General features: G+C 44.5%; 8 protein-coding genes and 1 pseudogene. 6 read left to right on the top strand and 3 right to left on the bottom strand.

Annotated features, from left to right (window positions below):
- Positions 1–174: 174 nt before the first annotated feature.
- The 6 genes from B3763_RS01960 (at position 175) to B3763_RS01935 (ending at position 17,198) form a co-directional block, all read left to right on the top strand.
- Entirely contained in the window at positions 175–6,414 is a 6,240-nt protein-coding gene (locus tag B3763_RS01960; RefSeq protein WP_286743062.1) for a LamG-like jellyroll fold domain-containing protein, read from the top strand.
- A 243-nt stretch (positions 6,415–6,657) separates the two neighbouring features.
- Positions 6,658–13,731 (top strand): BspA family leucine-rich repeat surface protein, encoded by a 7,074-nt coding sequence (locus tag B3763_RS01955; RefSeq protein WP_286743058.1) that lies wholly within the window; start codon positions 6,658–6,660, stop codon positions 13,729–13,731.
- 23 nt (positions 13,732–13,754) lie between these two features.
- Positions 13,755–15,383 (top strand): PorP/SprF family type IX secretion system membrane protein, encoded by a 1,629-nt coding sequence (locus B3763_RS01950; protein WP_286743056.1) that lies wholly within the window; start codon positions 13,755–13,757, stop codon positions 15,381–15,383.
- Between the two features lie 126 nt (positions 15,384–15,509).
- Positions 15,510–15,848 (top strand): hypothetical protein, encoded by a 339-nt coding sequence (locus B3763_RS01945; RefSeq protein WP_189629782.1) that lies wholly within the window; start codon positions 15,510–15,512, stop codon positions 15,846–15,848.
- Between the two features lie 246 nt (positions 15,849–16,094).
- Positions 16,095–16,469, top strand: coding sequence for a hypothetical protein (locus tag B3763_RS01940; RefSeq protein ID WP_286743052.1), 375 nt, complete (start codon positions 16,095–16,097; stop codon positions 16,467–16,469).
- Between the two features lie 225 nt (positions 16,470–16,694).
- On the top strand, positions 16,695–17,198 hold the full coding sequence (locus B3763_RS01935) for a hypothetical protein (protein WP_286743049.1): 504 nt from the start codon (positions 16,695–16,697) through the stop codon (positions 17,196–17,198).
- Positions 17,199–17,305: 107 nt separating this feature from the next.
- Here B3763_RS01935 and B3763_RS01930 read toward each other — a convergent pair whose 3' ends face one another.
- The 3 genes and pseudogenes from B3763_RS01930 to B3763_RS01920 form a co-directional block, all read right to left on the bottom strand.
- The gene (locus B3763_RS01930; RefSeq protein ID WP_286743048.1) at positions 17,306–18,391 is read right to left on the bottom strand and encodes a family 10 glycosylhydrolase; all 1,086 of its coding nucleotides are present in this window, start codon (positions 18,389–18,391) and stop codon (positions 17,306–17,308) included.
- Positions 18,391–19,476 (bottom strand): carbohydrate-binding family 9-like protein, encoded by a 1,086-nt coding sequence (locus B3763_RS01925; protein ID WP_286743046.1) that lies wholly within the window; start codon positions 19,474–19,476, stop codon positions 18,391–18,393. Before B3763_RS01925 ends, B3763_RS01930 begins: the two co-directional genes overlap by 1 nt.
- A gap of 55 nt (positions 19,477–19,531) precedes the next feature.
- Positions 19,532–19,895, bottom strand: a pseudogene (locus B3763_RS01920) (sodium-dependent transporter); the annotation flags it as partial.

Raw genomic sequence — 19,895 nt, 5'->3', positions numbered from 1 at the left:
TTACTGCGTAAGCCTCAACGTCAATTTTTGCATTTCTTCCCTTTCACTCTGAGAGGGAGTTTCTGCCCTACCATGGTAGAGTGTCAAAAGCCAAATCGAGGCCCGAACCAAATAGAAATTATCAATCAATTCACATTCAGAACAAGCCAGCCCTAGTTCAGAACAAAATTTTTCATGCTGTATAAACCATTGGTTTATTCGCTACTAACTATTGAATACCGAAACATCAACTTTATGAATTTTAATCCTTTCATCAGACTCGTTGTCTTTGTTGGTCTTTTATGCTTTGGGAGCAGCTCGCTTTTAGGGCAAACATCAACTACTCAATTGCCTACAAACCCAATAGAGGTAAGTACCTTTCCCTTTATTGTTGAAGACTTAGATACAAAAGTCGACAATGACGGTACACCTGAAGGAATGTTGGGTGGTTGTAATGCCTTTCCATGTTGTGAAGTTAAATGGATCAAAGTAGAAGTACCAGAAAGAGGTTCGCTTCGTGCCCAGATGTCTAATTATACAGCTTTGGCAGGAAGTATTATTGCTTATAAGCAGATTAATGAAAACCCAACACAAACATCGGATTTATCAACTTTCAGTACGGCCGAGGAAGCTGGAGCGGTACAATCAGGCAATTTCTGTGGATATAGGGATTCTCTGCAATTGGGTTGGTATGATTGGAGTAAGAGATTTATTCTTGATGAAGCTGCAAGAAACGAGCCGTATGATTTTACCAATTGGTCTGAAGGGTATTATGCTAAGCAAGCTGAAGGTAAGGAGGATCACCCTTACAATGTTCAACCTTACATAGAGTCTGGTACCTACTGGTTGGCATTTTGGAATTACAATCAACAGGTGAAAATAGGTACTGCTGATGGTGGTGCTTCAAGTGAAAACAAAGGATATACGGGAGAACTTACAAGTGATCTAGTAATCGATTTCATACCATTTTGCCCCGATGGTTTTACTTGTAATAGTGTGAGCGAGACCATATGTAGCTCCGAGAGTTTCACTACAACCGGAGGGCAGGTGATTACAGAAACCTCCACAGTTGAAGAAACCATCGGAACCACCATTACTACTTATAATATCACAGTCGATGAATCCATTACCTGTTGCCCTGATGGATTTACCTGTAACGAGGTGAATGTAACAGAGTGTGCGAATCTTTCCTATACCACCCCACTCGGTAATGTAATTACAGAAACAGGCTCGGTTCTGGACGAAGACACCAACGCCCAAACCAGAACAGTATATAACGTCACTTTCGATAGGGCAGAAGTTGATTCAGATGTTTTTGTAGATGCCATCATTGCCGAATCAGGTAACGTAACCTATCAGGCCAACACCAACGCTACAGGTGTACTTTCCTTCGATAAATCACAGCAATTCTGGGTAGACCTAAATGCATTGCAAGATGATTTAGATGGAAAAAGCCGCTCTGTCTTTATGTGGGTAAAGACAGAAAACAGTGTGAGTAGCAACCAAGCGCTATTTGCAGTGAATGCAGCTAACGGAGATAACCTGTCCTTCCTTTGGGTAGATGATGATGGCAATAATCTGGAAGTAAACAGAGGGGGCTCCACCAATGAGTCTTCATCGTACAACATGGGCGGTAACATCTGGCACTATGTAGGCTGGACCTACGATCATACCACAGGTGAAACGGTAACTTATGTTGATGGTATAGAAAATGACCGATTTACTACCGGAACCTCCGTTCCAAATGCATCTGCACAATATTCACTGGGTCAGGAGTTTGATGGCGGAAGTACCAGTGATTTTTATAATGGAGACATGGCAGAAATCTCTGTATGGGACGAAGTGCTTACCGGGGCCGATATTAGAGAGGCCATGAAGGCCAAAATCAATAATGGCCATCCTAAGTATGCCAATCTGGTGGGCTATTACTCCGTATTTGGAGATTGCAATGACGATACTGCCATACTCAAAGACCATTCAGGCAAAGGGAATGATGGAGTAATGAAAAACAATTTTGTCATTGACTTCAGAAATGTTCAGTCGGTTGCTGGTTTCAATGCCGTAGACTGGTATGAGAATATTTCATGGAAAAAAGACGGAACAGAAGTTTCTACAGCTAATACCTTTACCACCAACGTGGAAGCAGGTAACTATACGTTTACTGCGGCTCGCAGCTTTATTCAAAGCACCGACTCATGGTCTATAACGGTAAATGACAATGCCACTACAGTAGACCAAATTACTGACGAAACCCTGTGCTCAAACGATCCCGTAACCCGGACGGTAACAACCAGTCAGGTGAATTATCTGGACTTTGAAGAAACCGAGAGCAATTACATTGAAGTGAACACTGTGGCCAATGCTTTGGTTGGAAAAAACCGTTCCGTCTTTATGTGGATTAACAAAGAAAGTAATATAGGCAGCGGTGATTTCAACAATGTATTTGTGCTTCAGAACACTGACATAGACCAGGAGAGCCGCTTTTACTTAAGAGAAACCGAAAAGCTGGCTGTGTTTGATGGTTCCAGCCGAATTAACTCCTCTACCGCGCTTAGCAACGGCACCTGGTACCATGTAGGCTATACTTACGATCATAGCACCGGTGAAACCAAGATTTATGTAAATGGTACAGAAGAAGACAGTGGTACGCTCAATATGCCCGTTTCAGACGGTTGGCTTGCCCTACTGGGTGCACGCCATAACGATAACAAACCGGAAGGGTTCTTAGACGGCAAGCTTGCGGAAATTACCATTTGGGACAAAGTGCTGAGCAACGAAGAAGTTTCTGCAATTATGACTGCTGCCCCGGCCCATGATGCCACTAATTTGGTAGCAGCTTATGGTACACATAAGAATATTGCAGACAACCAAATGCGCGACCTTACCGACAACGGCAACAATGGCCTGGCCTCTCACAGCACCATATTTGTAACAAACCAGGAAGCTGAAATCACTAATTATGATGCCTCTGCTAATTATTCATTCTCTTGGAAAAAGGATGGTGCTGAATTTGATACCGATGCCACCGGCAACATAACGGTAGAAGAAGGTACCTCACAATATTCCGTAACCTATGGTACACCGCTATTCCAAAAAACCGAAGAGTTTAGCCTTAGTTATACCAACCTATTACCAACACAGCCAACCGGTCAAACAATAGCAGCTACTACTACCGTAACTTTTGAGGTAGAAGATATTCCCGGAGCATCTTATCAGTGGTATAAGAAAGAAGAAGGATTTGATAACGTAGATATACCTGGTGATCCAAGAGTTGCTTATGCTTATCGATCAAGTGACGGAACGCTCTACTTTGGTTCCAGAGACGATGGATTATATATATCACCAAATGATGGTGAAAGTTTCGCAAATCGTACAACTACGGAAGGACTTTCTTTAAACGATGTTAAGAAAGTAGTTGAGCATGATGGAAAGATTTATGTGGTTCAGCTAAATAACGATTTATCTGTTTCAGAGGATGGAGGGAGCTCATTCACAGTTTTATATGAACAAACTGCATCGCAACCTGGCGTGAATGATGTATATGTTAATGATACGGTCATTTTTCTGGCAACAAACACTTTAAGAGTTTCAGATGACGGTGGTCAGAGCTTTGATGTAATTACGAATGCTAGTGCCGGTGCTGGAGGTAAGTTTGAAGTGATTCATGAGTCAGACGGTGTATTTTATTTTGGTGCGTCCAATGGTCTCTTTATTTCCAGAGATGGAGGCTTGACTTTTACACAGAAAACCACGGCCGATGGATTAATAGATAACCACGTGAGAGCTATACATGAATCTGATGGGGTTCTCTACGTAGCTACACAAACAGGTATAACTGCTGGTCTTTCCATTTCCACAAATGGAGGTGAGTCTTTTGAGGTAAGTAAAACAAAGGATGATGGATTAGTAGGCAATTTTATAAGAGCAATACAAGTCCACGATAACACCTTATATGTTGGTACCACCGATGGTTTATCTATATCTACGGATCAAGGGGCAACTTTCACAAATTTTGATGAGGGTGATGGCATGTCTTCTGAAAGTGTTAATTCACTTTATGTGTACAATGATAGAGTTGAAATAGGTACAAGTAATGGATTGTCTGTTTATAGAAATAACCTCAGACTTGAAGACCGGACCAGTAGCGCTACCGATCTAATTGAAGGAGCAACCACCCACCAACTAACAATAAGCAAAACTTCTCTTGAACTCAATGGAGCGGTCTTTTTCGTTGAAGTTACTAAGGATGGTTGTACACAACAGTCAGATGATTTGTTATTGAATGTTCTGGACGTACCTGCAGTAAGTAGTTTTAGTCCAGAAAATGGTAACACAGGCGTTGCTATCGATACTGAACTCATTGTTGGGTTTAATCGATCAATCGACATACAAACAGGCGAATTAAAGATTTACAATTATGCTACCGATGCCCTAGTGCAAACACTTACGGCAGATGATCTGACTATTGATGGAACAACGGTTTCTATTACTTCCGGTGTTTCGCTGGATTATGCCACCCAATACTACGTTACTTTGAGTGCCAATTTGGTAAAGGATGAAAGCGATGTCGGAAACCTGGCTATAAACTCTAAGGATGTTTGGTCATTCACCACAGAGTTGTCTCCACTAATTTTAACTCAACCTACGGATCAGTCGGCCGGGATAGGGGAGAGCGTTACTTTCTCAGTAAACGAAGTTGGAGGAGCCACCTACAAGTGGTTAGCCAAAAAAGAAGGTGGCACTGTTCTTAAAGCCAATGAAGATATATCTACCAGTGATAGTTTTATTTGGGCTGTTTCTGCCTACGGAACTAAGATTTATGGTGGAGGTCGCGGAGGTCTTTTTATGTCAGAAGATGGCGGGGCTACTTGGAATAATATCTTTTCTCAAAGAGAAGTACACGTAATCTACTCAAAGGGCAATAATATTTATCTGGCCCTTACCGATGGAGTAGCTGTTTCCAGAGATAATGGTGTCAGTTGGACGTTTACGGAAGTTGGTCAGAATGGACTCACAGGGTCGTTTGGCTCCACTTTCGATGCTGTTTTTGGCATAGGAGATTATATGTATACTGCTAATGGGGCGAGCTTCTTTATTTCGGAAGATCAAGGAGTCAGCTGGACAAAGCAGGTGGCTGGACAAAATGGTTTTCCTACTATTGGAGCAGTGAATTCCATAACCAGTGATGGAAGTAAACTCTATCTCGGAACGTCCTCAGGACTATTCTATGCTACCTTGGGTGAAAGCAATTGGATTAAAGTAGAAGCTGGTGAAAATGGGTATTCAAGTTCTTCTATGGTCAATACAGTTTTTTACGATCAAGGTAAAATTTATGTAGGTACCGATGCCGGGCTCTCCATAACTTCAAATGTGGCAGGAAACTGGAATACCATAACCTCTGCAACAAGTGGATTTGGACCTTCAGATAATGTGAGGTCTATCTATGCAAGCGATGGTCAAATTTATGCTTTGACCAATGGAGGGCTTAGTTTGACCTACTCCTCCGATGGAGGGACAACATGGACATTGGATCCCATCGAAGGCATTACTCGACAAATTACAGAAATTTCAGGCTCAGGTAAGGAGTTATATTTGGGCACTTTCCAGTATGGCTTATATATCTACAGTGAGCAAGAGCAACTCAACAATGAAGCCGACTCCGGTGCTGATAACCAAATTACAGGTGCAGATACTCATGAGCTTACCATAAACAACCTCACTCAAAGTGTCAACCAGAGTGAGTACTTTGTTTTAGTTACAAAAGAAGGCCGTTCAGAGATCTCAAATACAGCCGTGCTGACTGTTTCAGCTTCGGTGGATTCTCCTGTATTGAATGACCTTACCCCGGCAGATGATGCCGTGGATGTAGCTACCAACACAGACTTCGAGTTTGTCTTCGATCAGGCCGTTGCTGCTCGCTCGGGAGACATACTCATTAAGCGCACTTTAGACGATGCTACTGTAGCTACCATTGCAGTAAATTCAGACCAGGTAACAGTCAATGGCACCACTGTACAGCTTTCGTTGGGAGATGTCACACTCGACAATGGAACAGAGTATTACATCTTAATTCCCGAGACCGCGTTTTCCGTAGCCAATACAGAGGTGTTCTTTTCAGGAATTGTCAATAAAGCCTCCTGGAGTTTTACCACCGAAGAAGCTGTGGAGGCACTGCCAATTACTTCTACCAACCCCAGTGCAACTAAAAATGCACTTATGGACAGTGATAAGTTGTCTTTCACCTTTGGTGAGTCTATCCAAAAAGGTTCGGGAACACTAACAGTTTACAGAACCAGCGATGATAGCGTGTTAGAAACCATCGATGCTTCTGCTGTAACCATAACTAATCAGCCGCAGTTTTCGCGAGCCTATGCCACCATCAGGTTCTCACAAACCTGGGAAAGAGGAGTGTCTTACTATGTGCAGTACGACTAGGGCTTTATACTAAACCTTGACGGAACTAAAGAGCTTGCGGAAGTAAACGATAAGACAACCTTTACCTTTACTACCGAAGATTTTGAAGAGAGTATTATTACCCGCTTCTTCCCGGCCACAGGAAGCTCTTCCTATGAAGCCGATTCGGAAGATGACTTTAAGCTCTTTACCAGCCAAAACGTAGGCCTGGAAAGAGACCCGCTAGGAGCTTTTAAGATATACAAAGCCTCTACCAATGAATTGGTGAAGACCATTGCATACGATGGAGAAAATAGCAGAGACCTTTCGTATGGAAGTGATGAACCTATTATCCGCTTCGAATTCGATGATGATGAACTGGAGCCGGGAACCGAATACTATGTATTGATAGATGATGGCTTTATTGTTTCCTATGAAGAAGCCAGATATCACGTGGGTATTTCTGATCCAACCGTTTGGCGATTCACCACCTTGGCCTTGCCAAGCACCCCAATGCTCACTGCCACAAGTCCGGCAGACGATGCCACAGATGTGGCCATTTCGGCCAACATAACACTGACCTATAGCGAAAACATTCAGGCTTATGTATACGGAGAAGGAGGAACCACAGCCAACAATGTGGTGCTATATGATGCCAATGATAATGTGGTTGAAACTTTCCCTGCCAACACCTTGACCTACAGTGGTTCTAAAGTAACCATCAATCCGTCTAGCGATTTAGCGTACAATACGGCTTACTACCTTCTGATAGAGAACGAAGCCTTCATTAGCAATAATGAAGTGAAAACTTCAGCCATTACCGATCCAACGGTGATTAGCTTTACCACGACAAGCCAGCCTAACACGGCACCGGTAGCTAGTAGTGTAAGCATTGCTGGTAGCTTAGAAGCCAATCTGGAGCTTACAGGTTCTTATAACTATAGCGATGCAGATAGCGATGCAGAATCGGGTTCAACTCTTCAATGGTATGTAGCCGATGATGCGAGCGGGGCCAATAGAACTGCAATAAGTGGAGCAACTTCAAGCACATTCACATTGACCTCTTCTGAGGTAGGTAAGTTCATTAGCTATGCGGTAACACCAAACGATGGAACAGATGCAGGAACACAAGCATTCGCCACCTATGCAGGGCCAGTAGTGGCTGCTGTGGTACCTACGGTAATTAGCACTATACCAACCGATGGTTCGGTAGATGTGGCCAAAGATGCCAACCTGAGTTTCACCATGAGCGAAACGGTGACCAAAGGAACAGGTAATATCACCCTAACTCCTGCAACAGGAACTGCAACTGTAATTGATGTAACTTCTAATGAGGTGGCTATTTCAGGAGCAGACGTAACTATTAACCCAGACAGTGATTTACTGGAAGGTCAATTCTACACGGTTACTTTCGATGCCTCAGCCTTTGTTGATGCCGATGGCAATAATTCAGCAGGACTGACCAGCCAAACCACCTGGAATTTTACAGTAAAAGAAGCCAATGTGGCTCCAGTGGCGCAGGCGGTAACCATTAAAAAATCTTTGGTTGTTGATGGGGTACTGGAAGGTTCGTACGCATATTCAGATGCGAATGACGACCCTGAATCGGGTACGACCTTCCAATGGTACCGAGCCGATAATTCTGCAGGTGCTAATAGAGTGGCTATTGCCGGAGCAACCACCAAAAGCTACACCGTTGTGAATGATGACAATGGTAAGTATTTGAGCTTTGAAGTAACGCCTGGCGATGGTGTATTGACCGGAACAGCAGAGCAAAGCACATTTTTTGGGTCAATAGTGGTTAACGATGGCTTTACCAATATTGCTCCAGCCTTTACCTCCGATGCCGTCACCACTGTGATGGACAACGAGACATACACCTACACAGTCACCTATGAAGACCTAAACAACGATGTGCCTACACTGGTAAAACTGGTGGGCCCTACATGGCTTTCAGTAAACGGATTTGTACTGAGTGGCAATCCTTCTTCGTCAGATGTGGGAGAACATTTAGTACAACTCGAGCTGGCAGATCAGTTCGATGATAAGGCCTATCAGGAGTTTACCATTACCGTAGAAGCAAGCAACACAGCACCGTCAGTAAATGCAGTAAGTACCGATGTAGTGTTCAGTCTGCAAGTAGATGCCCCATTGCGCGGTGTTTATAACTTTATAGATGCCGAATTGGATGCCGATAATTCCACATTTAAATGGTACCGTTCTGACGACAACTCAGGAACCGGCAAAACAGAAATAGCAGGAGCCACCACCACTACTTATGTATTAACGGCTGCCGATGCCGGTAAATACATCAGCTTTGAGGTAACACCGAACGATGGTAAGGTTAGTGGTACCGATGTTGAAAGCGTAGCGGTAGGTCCTATTGCCAAGAAAACACCAAGCCTTTCACTAAGTGATATAGCCAAAACTTATGGCGATGCCGACTTTGACTTAAGTGCTTCGACCAATTCATCGGGGGCAATTACTTACACCTTCGATAATGACCAAACCGGAGCAGCTATCAATGGTTCTACTGTGACTTTGGGTAATGCGGGTGAGATTACTGTTAATGTAAGCCTTGCTGAAGATGCTGAATATACAGCTCGTCAGGTACAAGGCACCATAACAGTGGCTAAAAAGGCCATAGCATTGAAAGCAACCGATGCCGGTAAGGTAGTTGACGATACCGATCCGACCTTAGAATTTACCGTAACAAGCGGTTCCATAGTTGGTGACGATGAAGTGGTGACCGTAAGCAGAGATGCTGGTGAAGCACCGGGTACTTATGCCATTAACCTGACTGACGGTACCGATGCCGCTAACTATGAAATAACGGCTGTTCCGGGAGTATTCACTATTTCACAAAGAAGTCTGACCATAACAGCCCAGGCCGCAACCAAAACCTATGGCGACAATGACCCTGACTTTGCTTATTCAATCACCAGTGGTTCATTGAATACCGGTGACGAACTGAGCGGTGCAATTACCAGGGTTGCAGGCGAAGATGTTGGTACTTATGCCTTGCAGAGTAGCCTGTTCAACCCTAACTACGACATAAGTTTCGTGAGTGCTGACCTGACCATTGAAAAGGCCGATTTGACTGCCACGGCAGACGATCAGACCAAATACTTGGGAGAGGCCAACCCTGAGCTTACCATAAGCTATTCAGGTTTTGTAAATGGAGACTCTAAAGCCAATATTACAGAACCGACCATAGCCACCACGGCAACCGAGTCGAGCCCAGTTGGAACGTATGATATCACCCTTACTGGTGGTGCTGCAACTAACTATAACCTCAACTTAGTTAATGGTCAACTGACTGTAGAGCAGAGACCATTCATTACCACCTGGGAGATAACCAGCAGAGATGTGAATCGTTCCAGAACATTCTTCAACACTTTGGGGAGTCACACCTATCTCTACGACATTGATTGGGGAGATGGCACCGTTGAAACAAACCAAACGGGCGCAGCCTCACATACTTATGCGGCTGAGGGCACTTATACTGTTAAGGTAAGTGGGCAGTTTCCACAGTTTGAATTGTCTTTCTCCAGACTTCGATCTGTTGAGCAGTGGGGCGATATTGAGTGGAAGAGTATGGAAGGTGCATTTATCGCTGCTGATTTCGATATCAATGCTACTGATGCTCCAAACCTTACCCAGGTAACCTCAATGAAACGTATGTTCGAGAGAACCTTCATTGGTAACCCAGACCTAACATCTTGGGACGTTTCTAACATCACCGATATGTCTGAGATGTTCAAAGAGAGCGATTTTAATGGAGACATAAGTGGCTGGAATGTCAGTGCAGTAACCGATATGTCCTACATGTTTGCTCAGGCTGAAAACTTCAATTCATCCATCTCCAACTGGAATACATCCGCTGTTCAAGATATGTCTTACATGTTCAGCTATGCTCAGAGTTTTGATCAACCAATTGGTGCTTGGGATGTAAGCTCGGTAACATCAATGTCGTCCATGTTTGCTGATGCAGCGGTGTTCAATCAAGATCTCAATTCATGGGATGTGAGCAGTGTGACTAAAATGGATAAGATGTTCGATAATGCATTGCTATTCAATGGTGACATCACAGGCTGGAATGTGAGTAGTGTAACGGATATGTCGAACATGTTTGACGATGCCAAAGCATTCAATCAGGACATCAATGGCTGGAATGTAAGCAACGTCACCAGAATGAATGCAATGTTCAATGATGCCGATGCCTTTAACCAAGACCTTAACTCCTGGGATGTGAGCAAGGTGGAAACCTTCCAGGCCATGTTCCAGAATAACGATGCGTTCAATGGCAACATCAGCAACTGGGATATTTCCAATGCCACTAAATTGGAGCGTATGTTCGAAGATGCCCATGCCTTTAACCAAGACATAGGCAACTGGCAGCCGACCAATGCCGAAAACCTTACGGCCATGTTCAGAGATGCCAGGTCATTTAACCAGGACATTAGCTCATGGAGGTTCCCTAATGCCGACAGGCTAAACCAAATGTTCTATGAGGCAGCGGCCTTCAATCAGGACATTTCATCGTGGGAGACTGGCAATATTGTAGACATGAGTTCCATGTTCGAAAATGCCGAGTCCTTTAATCAGAATATTGGAAGCTGGGATGTAAGCTCAGTAACCAATTTTGGCAGCATGTTCAGAGGAGCCTCGGTGTTCAATCAGGACATCAGTGAGTGGGATATGAGTGCCGCCACAAGCATGAACAGCATGTTTAAAAATGCCTCGGCCTTCAACCAAAACATTAGCGGTTGGAATTTGACTACTGGCGATAATGGCATTACCAGCATGAACAACCTGTTTGAAAATGCGACAGCATTCGATCAGGACCTCAGCACCTGGGACATTTCAGGAGTTCGAAGCCTAAACAGTATTTTTAGCCATTCAGGTATGTCGGTGGCTAACTACGATGCTACCCTTATTAGTTGGGCCGCTCAACAATTACAAAGTGATGTCAATTTTGGAGTTGAAGGCCTTCAATACTGCGCAGGCACAGCCGCCAGACAATCCTTGATTGACAACTTCAACTGGACAATAGAGAACGATTCGCAGGCTTGTTCAGCCACGGTGACCATTGCCGATGTATCGGCCAATGAAGATGATGGTGCTATTACGGTGACCCTAACTTCCGATGCCTTTGTAGTCGATGGCTTCACGGTAGATGTAAGTACAAGCAATGGAACTGCCGAAGCAGGTACCGATTACACCGCTGTGACTGCCAAAACCATCACTTTTGCCGGAACAGTAGGAGAGACCCAAAGCTTTACTATCACCCCAACGGCCGATTCGAGTGTAGAGAGCGATGAGACACTGACGGTAAGCATGAGCAACTTGGTGACAGATGCTGCGAACACAGTAACCATTACGGATGAGGCGACAATAACCATCCTAAACGATGATGTGCCAGTAGTTTCATTCAATACAACGGCTCAGAGCAGTACAGAATCAGTGACCAGCAGTAGCATTGTGGTGAACCTGGATCAGGCTGGTCTTTCTGCCGCCACTGTTGACTATACCGTATCGGGTACAGCCACAGGAGGAGGAGTTGATTACACCCTTGTTAATGGTACACTCAGTTTTGCAGCAGGAGAGTTAAGTAAAACGATAGACCTGACAATTGTTGACGATGCGCTTATTGAGGAAAATGAGACCGTAGTGATAACCCTATCCAATGCCTCTGGTGCCAGCTTGGGTACCAATACGGTGTTCACTTATACCATTGTGAACAATGATGCACAGGTAACCATTGAAGATGTGAGCCAGTTTGAAGATGGAGAGTCTTTCCTAATCACAGCTACACTTGAAGGGACTATAGAAGGCGGATTTACGGTTGATTTATCGACTGCCGATGGCACGGCTACAGTGGCCGATGGAGACTACACTGCTGTAAGTGGAGCTACATTAACATTTAGCGGAACCGATGGCGAAATTCAACAACTCGATATTGCACCGGGCGTTGATAGTAAACTCGAAGCCGATGAGACCTTTACTGTTTCCTTGAGCAACCTGGCCGGAACCACAGCCAATGTAGTAATCACAGATCAGGCCGTATTGACAATCAAGAATGACGATGCTGCGGCAGTAACCCTTGCCGATGCCAGCGGAAATGAAGGAGACGGAGCCATTACAGTTACCGCTACCCTGGACAATGCCGTTCAGGGCGGGTTCACGGTAGAAATAAATACGGCAGATGGAACAGCAACACTAACCGATAGCGACTACACAGCCGTTGCGGGTAAAACGTTGACCTTTGCCGGAACAGCCGGAGAAACACAAACCTTTACCGTAACTCCAACCAACGATTTGATTATTGAGGCGAATGAAACACTGACTGTTTCAATGAGCAAGCTAAGCACTGCCTTGGGAGTTGATATCAGTGATGGAGCCACGGTAACCATCGTTAACGATGACTTCAATAACTTCCCGACCGATATTACGCTAAGTGCTACTTCAATAGCTGAAAACAATGCGTTGGATGCAGCTATTGGAACACTGACTACCACCGATGCCGATGCCGGTAACACCCACACTTATGCATTAGTAAGTGGGGCAGGAGATACCGACAATGCCAGCTTCACGGTTGACGGTTCAACCTTAAAAACGAACAATATTTCGTTCAACTTTGAGGATAAAGCCAGCTACTCTGTTCGTATTGAAACCAACGATGGAGAAGGCGGAACCTTTGCCAAGGCCTTTGAAATTACGGTGACCAATGTAAACGAAGCACCATTTACGCTGAGCCTTACCAATGCCACCATTGAAGAAGCCGATGAAGCCCAGGAAGTAGGTCAGCTTATGTCGCTCGATCCGGACAATGGAGACAGCTTCACCTATAGCCTGGTGGCCGGTGATGGCGATGCCGACAATGCGCAGTTTGCCATTAGTGGAAACACTTTGAGCACAGCCGGAGCCATCGATTTTGAAGACGGAGCAAGCAGAAGCATCCGTGTGCAGGTAGCCGATGCCGGAGGGCTTACTTTCGAGCAAACCTTCAGCATAACCATTGAAGATGTGGTGGCCGAGCCGGTGAGGGAATACACCCAGAACCAACCAGGTGCCGATGTAAAGAACGTGTTCTCGCCAAATGGTGATGGAATCAACGAAACCTGGGTGATTGAAGACCTGCTGGACAACCCGTTCAACCAAGTAAAAATCTTTGCACAAGGAGGAAAACTCATCTACAGTAAAGTGAATTACACCAACGATTGGGCCGGAACATTCAAAGACAATCCGGTACCGGATGGTACCTACTATTACGAGATACTCATCTTTGAAAATGAGCAGTCCACAAGCCCGGCCAGAACCATTAAAGGCTTCTTAACCATCATTAGAAACAGATAAACATCAAAGTCATGCATAAGCAAATGAAAAACATCAGAAACAAATTCATCCTTGCCTTCACTATGGCTTTGATTGCAGTAGGAGCCAAGGCACAGCAAGTAACTTTGTACAACCAGTATTACAATGCCGCAACCTTGGCTTATCCTTCCGGGGCAGTCTTTCAGGAGCACCGTTACATAAGTTTAGTGTACCGCGACCAGTTTGGGGGGCTGGTCGGTGCTCCAAAAAACTTCGCCCTGGCCTATAACTCCACCTTTAGAAATAAACTGGCCTTTACCGGTAACCTGACCACAGCCGATATAGGCTTCACCAGCCAGGTAAAACTTTCAGGAGGAGTAGGTTATAAGCTGTTTGGCGAAGGAAAAGATGGACTGAGCATAGGTAGCCAGGTTGGTCTTTCTTTCTTCAGCCTGAACGAAGAAAGAGTGAACCCGGAAAACCCATCGGACAATGTGCTGGTAGACCTACTGGGCAACAACGGAAGCTCCTTGAGTGTAGACTTATCGGCCAGCTACAGACGTGGCAGATTAAGCGTAGATGTGGCCGTTCCAACTGTAATCAACCAAAGCCTTTCAGACGATGCCTATATCCGCATTAACGATGACAACGTGCCTGACTTTATAGGAGGCGTGCGTTACAGCTTTACCATTAATCCGGATCTGAGCCTGACACCCTATTTGGGCATGAGGATGAGAGAAACCATAGGTGCCGAACTAGACCTGATGGCTCAGGCCAATTTCAAGGAAAAATTCAGTGCCTCATTAGGCTATCGTGATAACTATGGCCCATCCATAGGCTTTGGTGCCCAGGTGTTGCCCAAGCTGTTGTTTAACTACAACTATGATTTTGGGCAGAAAGACGCCCCGTTCTTGGCCGATGGCTTCAATGAATTTGGTGTTCACTATCAACTCAATACCCCGGAAGAAAAGGCCAATGTCTGTGAAGAAGAAGGGCTTGCCGTAGTGAACAGAATCATAGACCAGCGCATTTTCGATGAGAACCTGGTGAATCCGGAAGACAAGGAAAAGGCCCTGTGCTACTTGAAGAGCCTGGAAGAAGGCAAAAAGAAAGAGAAGAACCAAAGAGCCGAAGAAGCCTACAAAGCACTGTTTGAGAAGATAGAGCAAGAAGAGCTGGCCAAGGCAGAAGCCGCACGACTAGAAGCCCTAAGAGCTGAAAAAGCAAGACAAGACTCTATCAAGAATGCAGAAGCTGAAAGAGAGAGAAAGCGTATTGAGGCTATAGAACTGGCAAGAATGAAAGAGTTGGAGAGACTGGCATTAGAAAGGGAGCAAGAAATAAAAAGAGCCCTGAGCCTGGCTACAGAATCAGTTGCCTTTAATTCCGGTAGCGCCAACCTGAAAGAAGAGTCGCACGATGCGCTCAATCAGGTGGCCGAGTTAATGACTGCCAACCCAGAGTTGAGACTCAAGCTATCGGGCTATACAGACAATAGCGGTAATGCCCAGTCTAATCTGGAACTGTCCAAACGCAGGGCAGAGGCAGTTAAGGCCTACCTGATGAGCAAGGGAATTGAGTCCGACAGGTTAGAGGCCGAAGGCTATGGCATAGCCAATCCAAGGGCTGATAACAATACTGCAGAAGGCCGGGCCCTTAACAGAAGGGTAGAAATGGAAATCATTAAAAAATAAGTTGATGGGCTATTGAAGGTTGAGGTTAATAGCCAAAATAAAAAGCCACCGTACGGGTGGCTTTTTATGGTTAGGTCAAAACGGATAATCTTAGTATTTTCACTGAATAATTAAAAACCCTATACAATGAAAAGAATATTCGCCTCTCTGTTTACGGTTTTTTTGTTGAGCTTTTTTGCAGGCCAGGTTATGGCACAAGACAAAGTAGATGACAAAAAAAACTACCTTATCGTGGTTGCCAATTCGGCCGATAAAGCGGCCAATGAGCAAGTATTGGAGCAAATGAAGAAGAAATTCAAAGATGCCGGTTTGCACTACGATGCCAAGGAGAAGAAGTATTATGTATACATCGAAAAGTATTACAGTAAGTCTGGTGCCGATTATGCCGTTTGGTGGCATAAAAAAGAGAATCCAGACTTACCCAAAGTGTGGGCCAAGGCAGTGCCGGTAGAAACCAGTAACTAACCTTAGAGACTGTCTGAAAATTCAGTCTAGCGTCATCGAGAACCTGTCGCTGTCTACAGCCGGTCTTGTTTCAGGAGCTTTAGGAATTTAATTTCAGTACTAAGGATTCTGACCCTGAGGCTTGGGAGTAGAAGAACGGGTTTTGTGGTTTTTGAGGCATCCTTCTTTACACCTAAAAACTATTTAGTACCTTTTCTTCCTAAGAGATACTAACTTCGCCTAACTTCGTGTATTTATATCATTTTGTTGAGATTGTATCGTAAGTCAGTTATTCTTGTAAGTCTCTTTCTGGCCGTAGGGCTTACGGTTGGGCAGGGTTTGTTTGCCTCTAAAACGGCTCATCTGCATGGCTTGGTTACTGACGGACAAGGTGAGACCATTCAATCGATTCATTCTCCTCTTTTTATCCCCGGATCCTTAGTAAAGTCTGTAGCAACCGGTTTTACTCAGTACTCCGGTGATCCAACGTCTTCCGACCTGCAGAAAGAGAATGCCAAAGCTATGAAGGCTCTTGATGCAGCTCATAGGCTGGCATTTTTTACGGAGAAACGGGTTTTCTACGAGGCTCTTATTTTAGAAAAACTCGTAGCCAGGCTCTATCCAAAGCATTTCTTTTTATAGCCCTCTTTTTACAGGGTGGCTTACTTAAGCCGTTAACATCAGACTTCTGTGGTTTGTCTCCATTGGTGTCTTGGGAAAGGAGTGTTTCAGATGCTGTGAAAACACCACCTGAGACGGCCCTGCGGTACGGTTTAATGGCTAGTCTATTTTGAAGGTATTCCCTTCGTATCGTTCCAAACAGTTTAAGACAGAAGTCATTTCTGTTATCAATTAATTATTAATCAAATGGAGTTTAGAACAACACTATTTGGGCTGGCAATTTTAGCCCTATGCATATACATATTTGTGCTTTTAAAAAGAAGTAGAAAGAACAAAGAGAAAATACTAATCAATCAGTTACAGGTGCTTGCCACAGGACAGGCTGCCCAAGTTGAGGCACATGAGTTGGGACTTGATTTCGGGTTGGGTATCGATGAAACAAACCGATACCTCTTTTATACAAGAGATCAAAAGATCGGCTTTACGAATAAGGTCATAGACTTGGTTGCGGTGAAGAATTGTACGGTAGCAATCCAAAAAAGGCAAGTAGGAAAAGAAGCCTACATGGATAAGGTTTCACTGATTTTTCATCCAGAATCCGGTAAGGCACAAGAGAGGATAATTCTTTTCGATTCGGAGTCAACAGCCCTACCAAATGGAGAACCACTAATGGCCAAAAGGTGGGCCGAAAGAGTCAATGAGCTTTTGAAAGATGCAAAGTCCGGTTCTACTTTTCGGGTAGCAGGTTGATTATAATAAGAAGGCGATCTCAAAAGTCAACTATAATGGTCATGCTCAACTTTATTGGGAATGACATTCAGCTTTTGAGACCGCCTCTTTTTCTTTTGGAGAAGCACTTATTGTTTCAAGGCTTCTGTAATGGTCTTTTGGAAGGATTCGTTAAGTAGTCCGTAATCATAGAAGGCCATACCATTGGCTTTGGTGTCTTTCACAAGCTTTACGGCTTCTGCCACTTCCTTATCATTCTTGTCGGCCAGGTAGAAGGCTGTGTACAACGGTTTGCTTCCATTTAAATCGTTCAGACCTTCTTCGGTTGCTCTTTTCATAAAGCCTATATCTTCGGCATAAAACTTATAGTAGACCATGGGGAACACAAAGTCGAGGTTCCATTTGTCCCAGTCTTGTCTTACCATCTTACGGGCGAGCGATGGGGTGGCAAATACGGAGGCTGATATTTGCTTTTTTCTTTGATGAACACCTTCGGCAATTTTATTTACCAAATGAGTGATGGAATCATATCTGAATTGTCTCCATTGGCTGTCAGTGCTTGGGTCATCCAGGTCAAGCGGATCGTATCCTTGTTCAGCTTTGAACTTGTTTCGGCAATCTTCGCAATAACAAAAGTCGAACTCGGGCATTTCATGGTCTTGCACAAGATCATACTTTTCCCATAGTCCTCGGGGAAGAATTACATCGCAGTACCGCACATAGTCGAGCTGAATACCATCTAATCCTTCTATTTCACACACCTCCATCATGCCATTAAAGACAAACTCCTGAACCTCAGGTTTGGTAGGGCAAAGCCACTGGTAATAGTCTACATAAGGCCGTACATCAAAGCTGGAGTTGCCTTCTCGGCTTACTGCATACCATTCGGGGTGTTGCTGGGCGGTTGGGTCGCCCGGCCTGTTCATGGTCCATAGCCAGGCATGTATTTGCAGTCCGTGTTTTTTTGCGGCAGGAATAGCTTTTTCCAGTACGGGTTTTCCACCGCCTACTAAAACACCATAGAAACCCAGGTTCTTAAGACCTTCCAGCTCTTTATCCCAATCGGCTTCTGTTTTATTGCCTCCACCTGTCCAAATCCAGAGTTTAAAGTCGCTGATGGTGTCTTTAGGTTGGCATGAATGAAATAGCAGGGGGCTTCCCACTATGGCCGCTGTTCCAAGGCCTAGTTGTTTAATAAACTGTCTTTTATCCATTACTTAAATTCTTTCCATAGTCTTCCTGTTTCGTCTATATGCCACACGATGCCAGCATTGAATGGGTGTTGCATAATGGCATGGTAGCGGTATTTATCGGCCTGTAACTGCCATACAATAGGTTTGCCTACATGAAAAGTTTTGGCTTCCAGCAATTGGTCTTTTGCCGCAGTGTATGAGCCGGTTTTTTTCTTGCTCTGCTGTTGGTTTCGGTGTATATGAGCCAGTAGTTGTCTCACTTCTTCAGAGCCAAAATCAGATACATACTGGTCAGGTTGATCCACCGTTTTGGCCGAAAAGACTACCTGCCCCCAATACTCGGGTTCGTGCATGGCTATAATGCGCTGAGGAGACCACACCCAGTTATGTTCAACCGGTCGTTTGGCTTTGGGGTCAACAATCTTTTCATATCCACCATTTACAATTTTGGTATCCCACTGAACCCGGGAAAAGTTAACGCGCCAAACGTCTCGGGCTTTAGGTTTTTTTCCTTTAAAAGCCGCTTCTTCCAAAGCATTCCAGGGCATGGCTACTTCAACCGACCAGTATTTATCCGTGTCGGAGGGGTTGTTGAGGCTCCCTTCAATGTGAACAGCCGAACGAATTCCGTTAATATTCCAGTGATCTATGGCCTGGCCATTGTCTCTATAGGCTCTTGTAAGCATAAGATCCCAGATGGTGTTGAAGGCATTCACTTCATATTCATAATAATGGTGAGTGTCACCGTCAGGGTCTATGAATATTTCGAAGTCGTTGTCGTAAAAAATCACCGTATCGCGCTGTTTTAGTTTGGCCCATATGTGGGGTTCTTCCAATTCAGCATAGAAGTAAAAGTAGTTTTCGTCCCAGAGCATTTTTACCCTGGTACGCAAATGGGGCTTAGGTTTTTTATGCCCTTCAATATCTACAAAATCGTCTGTCCACTGAGCATTTTTCCATGATTGTTCGTCAGCTTTTCCGTCAATCATCAGTGAGTCTATGGGCTGCTTGCATATATAGGCCCGGGTTTCAATGAGGGGGTATTGTGCATAGGCTGATAGGCCTGTGAGTAACCCCAGAAGTAAAGTCAGTTTTAGTTTGAGCATAAAAAAATCCTCTCTTTTCAGGGAGAGGATTCAATATCTGAAATTCGTGTAAGCTTTAAAAAAGGTTTACGCCAAAGTATGTTTTTAACACCGTAATTATAAAGATAAATGCCAGAATGGTTGGTGCTAAATAGCTAATGGCAAAGTGTAAGTATTTCTGAACAAATGAGCCTTTATAGTTCGGAGATCCGTTGGCAAGTTCTTCGTCCAAACTGTGCTTCTTCCAAACATGAGCGGCAAAGAATACAATTAAACAGCCACCCAGCGGAAGGAAGGAATCATTGGCCACATTGGCAATAAAGCTCAGGAAGTCAGTGGCACTTTCTGCACCGGGGTAGGTAATGAAATTAGAGAAGAAGTCTGAGTAGCCATTGCCAAGTAGTGATGGTATACCAATGAGGTAAATAAGCCCCGCCACT

It is taken from the genome of Roseivirga sp. UBA1976, assembly GCF_002336325.1.
In the GTDB taxonomy this organism is placed as follows: domain Bacteria; phylum Bacteroidota; class Bacteroidia; order Cytophagales; family Cyclobacteriaceae; genus Roseivirga; species Roseivirga thermotolerans.
The sequence above is the reverse complement of the archived record's forward strand: the minus strand, read 5'-3'. Positions and strand labels throughout refer to the sequence as shown.

Excerpts from the sequence above, each read along its gene's own strand:
- B3763_RS01960 (WP_286743062.1), top strand. The coding sequence starts at position 175 with ATGCTGTATAAACCATTGGTTTATTCGCTACTAACTATTGAATACCGA.
- B3763_RS01950 (WP_286743056.1), top strand. The coding sequence starts at position 13,755 with ATGAAAAACATCAGAAACAAATTCATCCTTGCCTTCACTATGGCTTTG.
- B3763_RS01945 (WP_189629782.1), top strand. The coding sequence starts at position 15,510 with ATGAAAAGAATATTCGCCTCTCTGTTTACGGTTTTTTTGTTGAGCTTT.
- B3763_RS01935 (WP_286743049.1), top strand. The coding sequence starts at position 16,695 with ATGGAGTTTAGAACAACACTATTTGGGCTGGCAATTTTAGCCCTATGC.
- B3763_RS01930 (WP_286743048.1), bottom strand. The coding sequence starts at position 18,391 with ATGGATAAAAGACAGTTTATTAAACAACTAGGCCTTGGAACAGCGGCC.
- B3763_RS01925 (WP_286743046.1), bottom strand. The coding sequence starts at position 19,476 with ATGCTCAAACTAAAACTGACTTTACTTCTGGGGTTACTCACAGGCCTA.